General features: G+C 36.0%; 9 protein-coding genes. 7 read left to right on the top strand and 2 right to left on the bottom strand.

Translation table 11 applies throughout. The annotated features are described in order from the left end of the window. Positions 1–10 precede the first annotated feature (10 nt). The 7 genes from QUH73_RS12630 to QUH73_RS12600 all read left to right on the top strand — a co-directional run bounded on the left by QUH73_RS12630 (position 11) and on the right by QUH73_RS12600 (position 10,512). Complete coding sequence (locus QUH73_RS12630; RefSeq protein ID WP_289530800.1) at positions 11–2,413, top strand: glycoside hydrolase family 31 protein; 2,403 nt, start codon at positions 11–13, stop codon at positions 2,411–2,413. Positions 2,414–2,636: 223 nt separating this feature from the next. Then, positions 2,637–4,292 carry an alpha-amylase family glycosyl hydrolase gene (locus QUH73_RS12625; RefSeq protein ID WP_289530799.1) on the top strand — a complete coding sequence of 552 codons (1,656 nt, stop codon included), beginning with the start codon at positions 2,637–2,639 and terminating at the stop codon, positions 4,290–4,292. A gap of 129 nt (positions 4,293–4,421) precedes the next feature. Beyond that, entirely contained in the window at positions 4,422–5,801 is a 1,380-nt protein-coding gene (locus QUH73_RS12620) for an alpha-amylase family glycosyl hydrolase (protein ID WP_289530798.1), read from the top strand. 460 nt (positions 5,802–6,261) lie between these two features. Then, entirely contained in the window at positions 6,262–6,990 is a 729-nt protein-coding gene (tssD, locus tag QUH73_RS12615; protein WP_289530797.1) for a type VI secretion system tube protein TssD, read from the top strand. 3 nt (positions 6,991–6,993) lie between these two features. After that, a complete protein-coding gene (locus tag QUH73_RS12610) occupies positions 6,994–8,328 on the top strand; it encodes a hypothetical protein (RefSeq protein WP_289530796.1) in 1,335 nt (444 codons plus the stop codon). 12 nt (positions 8,329–8,340) lie between these two features. Further along, positions 8,341–9,573 (top strand): outer membrane protein assembly factor BamB family protein, encoded by a 1,233-nt coding sequence (locus tag QUH73_RS12605; RefSeq protein WP_101310703.1) that lies wholly within the window; start codon positions 8,341–8,343, stop codon positions 9,571–9,573. A gap of 348 nt (positions 9,574–9,921) precedes the next feature. Continuing rightward, positions 9,922–10,512, top strand: coding sequence for a hypothetical protein (locus QUH73_RS12600; protein WP_289530795.1), 591 nt, complete (start codon positions 9,922–9,924; stop codon positions 10,510–10,512). Between the two features lie 1,248 nt (positions 10,513–11,760). Here QUH73_RS12600 and QUH73_RS12595 read toward each other — a convergent pair. Together QUH73_RS12595 and QUH73_RS12590 are read right to left on the bottom strand one after the other, a co-directional pair. Beyond that, positions 11,761–12,486 (bottom strand): LytR/AlgR family response regulator transcription factor, encoded by a 726-nt coding sequence (locus QUH73_RS12595; protein WP_289530794.1) that lies wholly within the window; start codon positions 12,484–12,486, stop codon positions 11,761–11,763. A gap of 212 nt (positions 12,487–12,698) precedes the next feature. Continuing rightward, on the bottom strand, positions 12,699–13,145 hold the full coding sequence (locus QUH73_RS12590; protein WP_289530793.1) for a hypothetical protein: 447 nt from the start codon (positions 13,143–13,145) through the stop codon (positions 12,699–12,701). Position 13,146 lies beyond the last annotated feature (1 nt).

Here is a 13,146-nt window from a genome sequence, read left to right as displayed (position 1 = left end):
ACCTCTGAATATGAGTAAAAGAATTGTTTTACGGTTTTCTATTTTATTGGCTGTTGCTCTTGCGTCTTTTTCGGCATTTGCACAAAACAGTCAACGGGTTTATCAATCGCATAAAGTGAATGGCAATGAATTGGAACTTATTACCAATGATGGGAATTATGAGATTCAGTTTTACAATCAAAATATTGTAGAAACGGCCTTCATCCCGAAAGGGGAAGCTGGAAAAGGAGAATCGACTGCTGTAGTAATGGAACCTGAACTTATTTCTGTTACTCTGGTTGAGAAAGGGAATGAATTGCAATTTCGGTCTAAGGGAATAAATGTAACTATTTCAAAATCTCCTTTTGATATCAGCTATAGCTATAAAGGCAAAGAGCTGATTTCTGAAAAAGATGGATACGTTAAAACAGACAGTACAGAAAATATTGATTTTACCATTGATGAGGATGAAGTATTGTTTGGTGGTGGTGCACGTGTTTTGGGAATGAACCGACGCGGAAACCGACTTCAATTATACAACAGAGCTGATTACGGATACGGTACCCATTCCGAATTGATGAATTACACCATGCCTTTGGTGATTTCTTCGAAAATGTATGCCGTTCATTTCGACAATGCACCCATTGGTTATTTGGATTTAGATAGCAAACATACAAATACCTTGCGCTATGAAAGTAGCAGCGGACGAAAAGTATATCAAGTAATTGCTTCGGATACATGGGAAGGCTTCACGTATGAATTTACCAATTTAACGGGCAGACAACCTATGCTTCCCCGTTGGAGTTTTGGGAATTTTTCGAGTCGGTTCGGATATCATTCGGAGAAGGAATGCAGAGAAACAATCGATCAGTTTCTGAAAGATTCTATTCCTGTTGATGCGATTATTTTGGATCTGTTTTGGTTTGGGAAAGAGATGAAAGGTGAGATGGGAAATTTGGCTTTTGAGCGTGATTCATTTCCAACACCAGAGAAAATGATTGCCGATTTGGATGCTAAAGGAGTAAAAACAATCCTGATTACTGAGCCTTTTATCTTGACTACATCAAAACGATGGGACGAGGCCGTGAAAGAAGAGGTTTTGGGAACGGACTCTATCGGGAATCCTTATACCTACGATTTTTATTTCGGGAATACCGGATTGGTAGATGTGTTTAAGCCGAAAGCGATTGACTGGTTTTGGGATATTTACAAAGGATTGGCCAATAAAGGAGTTGCCGGTTGGTGGGGCGATTTAGGAGAACCGGAAGTTCATCCGGCAGGATTGCAGCATGTAAACGGATCGGCCGATGAGGTACATAATATTTACGGTCATTACTGGGCGAAATTGGTGTATGAAGGTTATCAGAAAGACTTTCCCAATCAACGCCCGTTTATTCTGATGAGAGCAGGAGCCGTTGGTTCGCAGCGTTACGGAATGGTACCATGGACAGGGGATGTGAGTCGCTCGTGGGAAGGTTTAAAGCCACAAACCGAAATCTCTTTGCAGATGGGTTTGCAGGGAATTGCTTACATGCATTCCGATTTAGGCGGATTTGCAGGTGATAATTTAGATGATGAATTGTACACTCGCTGGTTGCAATATGGTGTCTTTCAACCGATATTTCGTCCGCATGCACAGGAAGCTGTTGCCTCCGAGCCGGTGTTTAGAGAGTCAAAAACCAAAGCATTGGCAAAGAAATCAATTCAATTGAGATATAAGTTGATGCCATACAATTATACCATTGCCTTCGATAATAACCAGACTGGCTTGCCATTGATGCGTCCTTTGTTTTTCGAAGAACAGGACAATAAAGAATTGTTATCTGTTTCGGATACCTATTTGTGGGGAGATGCATTTTTGGTATCGACCATTACCGATGCAGGCTTAAAAGAGAAAGAAGTATACATGCCTGCTAATTCTGTTTGGTTCGATTTTGTTTCTGAAAAGAAATATGAAGGCGGGAAAAGCTACACCATTACTACAGAAGAAGATCATATTCCCGTATTTGTTCGGGGTGGTTCTTTCATTCCAATGATTAAAGGAATGCTGAATACCAGAGCTTATTCTCTTGAAAATATGGAATTGCATTACTATCAAGACAAGTCTGTTGTGGGAAGTAAGGGACATTTGTACAACGATGATGGAGCAACTCCTGATGCATATGGAAAGGGACAGTACGAAATGCTGAACTTTAGATCTGCGGCCTCGAAATCGAAATTGATATTGGAAGTTGAGACTGAAAAAGGGGAGCATTACCAAAGCACTCAGAAGACAATCAATTGGGTTATTCACAATATCAATAAGAAACCAAAGAAGGTATTCTTAGGAAAGAAGCTTATTGATTTCGATTGGGATAAGGAATTAAAAATACTTCGTTTTGCAGGCGAAGTAAGATTAGAAGGAAAGCAATCAATAACAATAAAATTTCGATAGGTTTTGTAAGGAAGAATTAAGAGTAGAATGCTTTTGAGCCAAAGAATAAAAATTGAACCACGAAGAGCACAAAGGCACACAAAGAATAATACTGATATTAAAATTTAAATAATTATCCGGATCTGAAAAATTGTAACAATCAGTATGTATTTTCTTGCTGTTTGCATTGAAATTAGCGGAAATCATAAAGAATCATATATAATCAGCGTCTAAAATAACCGAAATGATGAAGAAATTAGGATACAGCATATTTGCAGCATTACTTTTTCTGCTCTTGGGGTGTTCAACATCCGAAAAGCAAATTACAGATGCTGAAAAGCCATTTGTGTGGGAGGGAGCTAACTTGTACTTTCTATTGACAGATCGTTTTTGCAACGGAACTGAAGATAATGACGTGAACTTTGAACGGGAATTGCCAACCGGAAAACTGAGAGGTTTTGAAGGTGGTGATATCAAGGGAATCACTCAGAAAATAAAAGAAGGATATTTTAATGATCTGGGAATTAACGCCATTTGGTTTACGCCGGTAACAGAGCAAATTCACGGAGCTGTTGATGAGGGAACAGGAAATACATATGGCTTTCACGGATATTGGGCCAAGGATTGGACTGCTTTGGATCCGAACTTCGGATCAATGGAGGATTTGGCTGAATTGGTAGAGACCGCTCATGCCAACGGAATTCGGATTGTAATGGATGCGGTAATTAATCACACCGGACCAGCAACAGAGACCGACCCGGCCTGGGAAAAGGAATGGGTGAGAACCGGACCAACCTGCACTTATCAGAACTTCGAAACTACGACTGAGTGCACGCTGACTGATAATCTGCCCGATCTTAAAACAGAAAGCACACAGGAAGTGACTGTTCCTGCAAGCTTGGCTGAGAAATGGAAAAACGAAGGACGTTACGATCAGGAAATGAAAGAATTGGATGAATTCTTTGCCCGTACAGGATATCCACGCACACCAAAATACCACATGATTAAATGGCTGTGCGATTACATCGTTCAGTTTGGAATTGACGGTTACCGTTCCGATACTGTGAAGCATACCGAAGAAACAGTTTGGGGCGATTTTCGTACGGAATGTGAATATGCATTTCAATTGTGGAAGAAAAATAATCCTGAAAAGGTAATGGACAACAACGAATTTTATTCTGTTGCAGAAGTTTATGGATACAGTATCAGTAACAAATTTGTTTACGATTTTGGCGATAAGCAGGTGAACTATTATGCCAATGGATTTACTGATTTAATCAACTTCGAATTTAAGTACAACGCACTATCGGGCTACGAAGAATTGTTCTCGAAATATTCAGAAATATTAAATGGCGACTTAAAAGGTTATGGCGTTTTGAATTATCTGACATCTCATGATGACGGATCACCTTTTGATCCAAAGAGAGAAAGAAGCATTGAATCAGCAAATAAATTGTTGTTGTGCCCGGGAACTTCACAAGTGTATTATGGGGATGAAACAGCCAGATCGTTGATAATTGAAGGAACTGTTGGCGATGCTACTTTGCGTTCGTTTATGAACTGGGAGAAAGTTGAAACCGATGAGCATACACAAGCCGTATTGGCTCACTGGCAAAAGCTTGGCAAATTTCGAAGAGATCATCCGGCAGTTGGTGCAGGAGTGCATAAAATGATCAGCGAAAAGCCTTACTTATTCAGCAGAACATATAGCAATGCTGAATTGCAGGATCAGGTTTTTGTAGGATTGGATTTGCCAAAAGGAGAAAAAGAATTGGTAATTGCTGATTTAGAGGATGGAACCAAATTGCGGGATGCTTATTCCGGTAAGAAAGCAAAAGTTGAAAACGGAAAAGTAAGCATTGATACCAAATACAATATTGTATTATTGGAGGTGTTGTAAGAAATGTTTTTTACCACAAAGAACACTAAGTACAACACAAAGTATCACAAGGTTTTCTTTGAGGGCCTTTGTGATATCCTTTGAGCCCTTCGTGGTTAATTTTAAAACTAATCATCTTAAATAACTGAAATGAAAAAATTTAATCAGATTGTTCTGGCTATGGTCATTCTAACAGGAATGTTAGTTGCTTGTCAGAATAAACCTGCGGCAAAAGCTGTTGCTGAAGACGTAAAAGTTGAAAAACCTCTTGCATGGACCCGTAATGCAAACATCTACGAAGTGAACATTCGTCAGTACACGCCAGAGGGAACCATCGATGCCTTTGTTGAACACATGCCTCGTTTAAAGGAAATGGGTGTGGATATTCTTTGGGTGATGCCGGTATTTCCTATATCAGAGAAAAATAGAAAAGGAAGCATGGGCAGTTACTATGCTGTGGCAGATTATCGCGCGGTGAATCCTGAATTTGGGACAATGGACGATTTGAAAAACATGGTAAACAAAGCTCACGAAATGGGAATGCATGTTATTTTAGACTGGGTTGCCAATCACACTGGCTGGGACAATGTATTAATGACTGAGCATCCTGAGTATTACACCAAAAATGAAGCTGGAGAGATGATTATACCGGAAGGTACCGATTGGTCGGATACTGCAGACTTGAATTACGATAACAACGACATGCGTGAGTACATGATCGGTTCCTTAAAATATTGGATTGAGAATGCTGATGTTGACGGATTTCGCTGCGATGTAGCAGGAATGGTTCCTACCGATTTTTGGGAGAAAGCACGCAAAGACCTGGATTCAATCAAGCCAGTGTTCATGTTGGCTGAAGATGGCGGACACGAATTATTAGAGAATGCATTTGATATGGGCTATGGATGGGATTTCCATCACATCATGAATGATATTGCAAAAGGAGAGAAGAATGCAAACGACATCGACGCCTTTTTTGCAAAGATCGATACCGTTTTCCCAGCAGATTCATACATCATGAACTTTATTACCAACCATGATGAGAACTCATGGAATGGTACCGTTAAGGAAAGAATGGGAGAGGCTGGAAATACTTTTGCCGTATTGACTTTTACAATGCCTGGAATGCCATTGATCTATGGCGGACAGGAAGCAGGAATGGCAAAGAGATTAAAATTCTTTGAGAAAGATACGATTGACTGGAGTAACAAAACATTGGAGCCTTTTTACAAGCAATTACTTAGCTTAAAAAGCAATAATAAGGCATTGCAGAACGGAATTAAAGGAGGTGAGATTGTTCGAATTCCTTCCGATAAGAACGAAGAGGTTTACGCATTTGTTCGTGAGGCAGAAGGCGATAAAGTACTAGTGGTATTGAATTTGACTGACCAAGATCAGGAATTTACACTTTCATCGGAAGCATTAGCGGGAGACTATAAAGACTACTTTAGCAATGAAGAAGCCAGGTTTACAGCAGAAGAGAAAATGTCCCTTAAAGCTTGGGAATACAAAGTGTATACTGCACAGTAGTTTTATAAAAGATATAATTGAGTAGTGCCGATATACAATTTAATAATCGGTATCAAATAAGCAAGACCGATTTCCGATGTTTCGGAAACCAGATACCCCAGCGAAAAGCCGTTCTTATGAACGGCTTTTTGTGTTTTATACCATTCATTCAATAGCTTTACAGTCTTTAATTTGTCGGGATGTTTGTTGTGAAATCAGTCTTTGTTGTAGCGGTTCGGTGTAGGAAATCGTAATCCTTAAATATTTATTAGGCTGTAAGCTATTTGTAATGATGTGTTTGTGGCGGTTCATTCTGTTTTGCGATGAAAGTGATTAACGATAATTCGCACCTGTTAAATGCACATAATTTATTTTTATTATCTTTACTACCTCTTACTAATAATTAACAAAAGAGTTCGCTTCTCCAGCTTAGTTTTTACGGGAGAAGTTATTATACTTTTACAATTAAGCGAAACATAAAATGAGTATAGTAGCAAAAATGTATGTTGACGATCTGGTTTACAACATACGACGATTAGATTTTGGTTTCGACCAAAAAATCAATACCAATGGCACCGCTTCCACACAACCCTTAGGTGGTTTGTTCAATATAGAGGTAGAAAGTCCTAAAAATACACATTTGTATGCTTGGGGAGCCAGCAATTTGGATATGAAGTATGTGAAATTGGTGTTCTCACCGGTTACTCTTGCATCCAAAAGCCGAACCATCGAGCTGCACGATACTCTTTGTATTGCACATCACGATTATTTTCACAGCGAAGGCAAGGATCCAATGGTAAGCGTCCTTAAACTCTCACCAGCCATCATCGTTCAAGACGGACAAACCATGGTTGAAAAAAACTGGAAGGTAAGCGATTTAAGCAGGCAGAATGTGGAGCCTACGGCTGTGCCAGTGAGTACTGAAGATGAAGAGGAGCAAGAAGAATCACAACCTGTAATAACAGAAATGTATTATGAAAGTTTAGATGGTGTAATTTGGAACAATTGGCTTGACCATGGTGAATTTATTTTATGTGTTAAAAGTCAAAATGCCGTAGGGAAATCATTTTCTTCCAATTTAAATTTTCCAAACAGAATAATTGAATACCAAGGAAATGAACTTGTTGATAATAAGTTGGAGAATATTGCAATAAAATCCAACGAAATGAAAATCAAATTAAAGTCAAAGTTAAAAACAAAAAAACAATAGGTTATGAAGGGAGTTACAACTATCTGGCTAAACGATTTTCCTGCGAATAAATTAAGTATTGAGGAAAAAGAAATTACCGAAAGTGATCAGGTTCAAGGTGGTGGCTTATTGGAGATTATAAATTATATAATAAGTGAGCAGATAAGATTGGGTAAAGGATCACCATTAGATAATTTTATTCAGGCATTGGGAATATTTCATTATAAACCTGAGGATTCTTTAAATGAATTTGCGGATACAAAGTATTGTTCAAAAGTGCTTAGAGATGTATTGGGCGATGTAATTGTGGGGATTGAAGCCGAAGCCCGATTTATTGTCGCTACCGTGTTTAAACATCTTCAGAAATTGGAGTTTTTGAAAAATGAAGATGAAATATTAATCATTCTTGAACAAGGAGGCTGGACAGAAAAAGAAATAGCAAATCCAACAGCTATTGCAGAACAGATTCTGACCAAAGAAATGAAGAAGCTAAGTAATGGTGCCGAAATTTTGGGATTGACCTCAGATTATGTAGAATCTTACTTTCAAACCAAAGCTCAAAATATTAGTGCCTTTACTTTAGAGCATGCCGAAGATTTCTTTAAAAGCAAAGAATTGAGTGGTAAAAAATTCAAAGCAATTGCAAACTCATTGGGTGCAAGCAATAAAGAGCTTCAACAGCTGATGAAATATAGAACTACTGGGAATACAAAAGGAATAGAATTATTCCTTGTAAATAAAAGAGTAACGAACGGTACGACTGATGCTGTTTTAAAGAGAATGTATCAATCAAATAAGGAATTAAAATCATTTATAGGAACAAATACGAAAGCCGTTAAAGATTTGGTAAGAAAGAGTGGTTATGCAAAAAAATTCATGAAGTTTGCATTTAAAAATGTTAATACTCTAGGATATGTAGACTCATTAATCTCATTGGAAAGTGCTTATGAACCAGAAAAGATGATGGATAACATGTTAACGGCAGCTGGAACTTTGATAAGTGCTTCGGCCGGTTTTGGGGTTAGCGCTTTATTGGCTATTGGTAATGATCATTGGGATCGATTTGAAGAAGATATGTTTGAAGTAATTTATAATTCTTGTGGAATCTCTTGGTCTGATTTATGTGATGTTGATGATGATGGTAAGTTTGAAACGCCTCAATTTTGTAGATTATTTCTTCATTATAAAAAAGAAGAACATATTTTGTTTTCAAATAAAAAGATTGTTCCTACGAGTATTAGAATTCTTGATACAAGTGTAGCAGGGGATGTTTTTGGATTTGAACCAAAATATGTGAATTACTTTTTATATGAAGATCGGGAATTATCGGAAGTGTGTTGTACTCGATACCAAAATTAAATTATTATTATCATGAGTAAAATAAAAAGTTGGAGTTATAATATGAATACTTTATCAAATACAACGAGAAGATTTTATTTAGTAGTGACTATTCTATTTTGTGTATCGTTACTTCCGGCTAAAAGTCAGGAGAATTCTAATACTATGCTTAAGTTAATTAAATCTCATTACAATTTGAGAGCAAGAGTTCTTCATGTTGAAAAAGTTAATGAAGCGCGTTGGGTTTTCTCAAATAATGAAAGGTATGTAGGACATTTTAATTTGAGCGGAAGAACAGAATCATCTAACCTTGTATTATCAAACGACACTATGTTTGTTTCAAAACGAGATACAATTATTTGTTTCAATGGAAAAACGGGAGAGAAATACTGGGTTGAAAAGTATAAAAATAGATCAAATGGAGAAATGTTGAATACAAAATCCAATATCATTCTTACTGACTATAGAGCTTTTAAAGGTATTTGTAAAAGAACAGGGAAATTGGTCTGGACTACTGAAGAGTATAACATTCGAACGAGTAAGTATAATAAACAGAAGGATTTTCTTTTTCTATCAAAAGATTCGACTACCGTTGGCTTAGATGCTGCATCAGGAGAAAAAAAGTGGGAATATAAAAGCAGTATGCCGTTTTATTTGTTGATGACTCAGAATGATTTTTTAATAGGTAAAAGCAAAGATACTTTATTATGCATTTCTATTAATTCTAAAAAAATTATCTGGAAGTATAAAGAGGAATATTTCGATTCAGTTACTGCATGTGGGGATAATATAGTTGTGAGAAATCGTAATGATAGTATTCTTAAACTAAATATAGAAAATGGGAATATTCTATCTAAAGAATTTATGAAATATGATAGAAATTGGATTGATATAATTTTAACACAAAAAGGTTATGTGAAAAAAAGAATGGGACAAAAAGGAATATCTCTTGCAGGTAAGAAATTAGACAAGCCAAAATGGACGTATGAATTCCCAAATAATGAGACGCTTAATGTGCCTATTAACAAACCTATTGGATCAGATGAAAAGAATCTTTACATAAGTACAGAGCAAGGAAAATTACGAGCCATAAACCTTAAAAACGGGAAAATGTTGTGGGAGTTTGATACTTATTCTCATGTAACATCAAATATAGTAATAGGAGATGGAGTATTGTATCTAGTGAATGTTACAGGTCAGGTAATTGCCATTGATGCCAATTTAAAAGATGGCGTGCAAAAGTGGACTAATTTTAGAGATCGTTAATAATTACTTTATGAAGATTAAAAGCAGTTCTATAAATGGATTGCTTTTTGAATTATGATATGAGAGATGGTTTGGTGAACTTTCTGAAAAAGAAAAGAGGATGCGATAATAGCGATATTGGAAAATTCTAGTCATAAAGAGGAATTCGTTAAAATAAAAAACAATATAAATTTATAACTAAGAATCTGAGAGTGTTTTTATTGGTCTTTGGCTGTGTATCTGTTTTTTTGGATTGTAACTTTGTTTATAAAACGAAGTATTCGTCAAGGACATAAACAAAAGGAGTTGAAGTCTTAATGACTAATAAGTAAGGAAAAGGAATTGTTGTGTAATTGAACATATTTATAGATGAGTAAATTTAAAATAATAATAGTTGTTAGTATTTTAATGATTCTTTTAAATTCATGCAAAGATACCAAGGAAGCTATTGTGATAGAACAGAAAAGGGTAGATTATCCTGTCGTTTTAAGAATGAGTTCTAAGTACAAGAAAATTTTTAGAATTAACCTTCCTCTTAAACTTAAAATCAAGAATAATTCTTTAAGGAGAAGATCTTTTACTTCTATCGATTATGAATATGAACCTTTCAGACGGAGGTTCGGGATAACCTTGTTCCGAGAGCAAGAGAAAAAGTTAAAGAGAATATCAAATACTAAGTTTAAGCATATATATCCATATGAAGAAGAGGTATTTGTTTTTAAAACATGGCATAGATTGGATTCTTCTCAAACTTTTCAAAAGTATTTCTCAGAGGATATTAAAAAAATGATAGCACTTAAACAGGATACATTACTTGTTGGTAATTTAGATGATTTTAAATGCAATTACAAAGAAATATTTGATCAAATAGTTAGTGGTGACTCTATTAGGATAGACTTTAGGAATCCTAGAGCAGGAGATAATTTAAACGGAAGAATTACTGTGCCTGTAGAATGGTAAACATTTATTTATGAAAAAAATACTCAAGTACCTAGCTCTTATTCTTTTTTGCGAAATAATTAGCTTAAGTATTGTTGCATATATTAATCTCTATTTTCGACAATGGAAGTATATGAATATTACGCACCTTTTGATTTTTTTCGTTTTGGTAATGGTTTTATTTTTTTCAATAAAGAAATATGGAGCTAAATTTCTTTACCGCATATTAGCAATCCTATTGTTTGCTGGAATTAGCTTTTTTGGAATGGAATCGATTGATGGATATTTAATGTTTGATAGAGAAATATCAAAAACGATATTACATTTATGCGGATGGGAAAATATATCCATTTGGGAGTCGGAATCGGAATCAAGAGTATATGGATTGTTTACGATCATATTGCCAGGTTTTATTGTGTTTTACACTTTGCTTATGTTGTTGTTTGGGAGGTTCTTACCTAAATTTTTAAAGTGAAATCTTTTATGAGAATTGAGTATATATATATAATAATATTCCACTAGGAAGAAATTATGGGATAGGATTATTTGAACAAAAAAATGACAGCATTTCTATTCGTTTATTGGACTCTAGCACAAAGAGTGGTTTAGGAGAAAGGATTGCTGTACCTGTAAAATGGTAATTCTTTAGGTCATTTTCTCGATTTTGCGAGTTTATTAAGTAGTGCACAAGATGGTTTTGATACTTCAAAACCTTTACCGATACCCATGGGGCCCTTGTCTCCTATAAACGATTTGGCTGGCATACTTATTCAGCAATATTTCGATGTTTCGGAAACCAGATACCCCAGCGAAAAGCCGTTCTTATGAACGGCTTTTTCAATTTAATGTGGTTTTTATAGCAGTATCTCATTCAGTTATAATATAGAGACTTTCTATGGTGATCTGGGCAATCAAAAAAAGTTTGGCGATCATCTGGCGCAAGCCATGCAGTCAAAAAAAAGTTTGGTGGTCATCTGGCACGAGCCAGGTAGTCAAAAAAAAGTTTGGCGATCATCTGGCACGAGCCAGGTAGTCAAAAAATTGTTTGGCGGTCATCTGGCACGAGCTAGGTAGTCAAAAAAAAGTTTGGAGATCATCTGGCGTGAGCCAGGCAATCAAAAAATTGTTTGGAGACAGGCTGGCGCAATTTAGATAATCAAAAAAAAGTTTGGCGGGGTAGTGTCTCAATTTTTGTGTAATTGTTTTTATTTAATTTTAATGTGTCCACATCTTTCAGGAAATGCCGTGTGAAAATCCAAAGCAAATTCGTTAGTTGATGCTGTTTTGGTTGAGTACATCCATAACCATACTTTTGTAATTTCGGCCAATTGGGATGTATTTTTGTTCGACTTGAACAAGGCTTGAAGTGAAACTTTCAATTTTGTCGATCGCAATAACAAATGATCTGTGTATTCTTAGGAAATTTGTTTCGGGTAGTTTTTCTTCAATATTACTAATGGTGTTAAGAGTCACAATTTCCTGTCCGTTTTCCAGATAAATACTTACATAGTTCCGCAGGCTCTCAATGTAAAGTATTTCATTCAAGAAAACTTTCACCATTTTCTTTTCGGATTTTACGAATATAAATGCCTGATCGGTGCTGCTTTGTTCCTTTTTTTCGGGAATCTGATAATCGTGTTTCTTGAGCTTGAAATATCTGTTTACAGCTTTTATAAAACGTTCGAAAGGAATTGGTTTGATTAAATAATCCAAGGCTTCCAGATCATAACTTTCCAAGGCATATTCGGAATAGGCGGTGGTGAATATCACTGTTGGAGGATTGGAAATATTTCGCAGCAATTGAATTCCTGTTAATCCCGGCATCTGAATGTCAAGAAAAAGCAAATCAATTTTTTTGCTGTTTAAAACAGATAAAGCCTCAACTGCACTTTTGCATCTTCCTTCCAATTGCAAATAGTCAATTCTCTTGATATATGCCTCCATCACATCAAGAGCAAGATCTTCATCATCAACTAGTAAACATCTTACTTTCATATGATTATAATTTGTTTTTGATTTGCCATATGGAACTTACCATGCTGGAATAATTACCCCCTGTGTGTCAAAATCACTTTGGCATTGACGTTTCATAAAGTTTATTGTAAGAGTAAATCAGAATTAGTTAATGGCTCTGGATCGTTTACTGGGCCTTTTTTTGTGCAGGCTTGTCTCGCGGAAATAAAGATTAGCCCGCTGGTTTCTAGCTCTTAAATACTGAATTTTATTGCGGTAAAAAATAAGGTATAGGCAAACGACCATACAATTTGAGAAATGAGTAAATACAGATAGCTGATTTTCCGATGCCCGTAATATTTGGTGTTTAAAAAAACACCAATAGGAATCGACAAAAGTACTGGGGTAAGGATCGCAATACCTGCCAATCCGTACTTGTCTTTTAAAAAGACTAAACGTCTGTTTCGTTTGCTGAATTTTTTTCGGATTTTCTTTTTTGATTTGAACAGATCTGAGCCATAAGCATTAAATAGTTTGATTAAACCTTTCGAAACCAGAGTAGAGATCAGGATGCCAATGAATCCACCGATATTTGTGTACAAGATGGTTTCATAAAACGACATCTGAAAAATATAGACCGCAACGGGAAAGGTTGCTGCGAATTTCCAGGTACTCGAAAAAATAATTAGGAGTGCTTTCATA

The sequence above is a fragment of the Labilibaculum sp. K2S genome, assembly GCF_030372765.1.
GTDB lineage: Bacteria > Bacteroidota > Bacteroidia > Bacteroidales > Marinifilaceae > Labilibaculum.
This window is presented reverse-complemented; position numbering and strand designations above follow the sequence as displayed.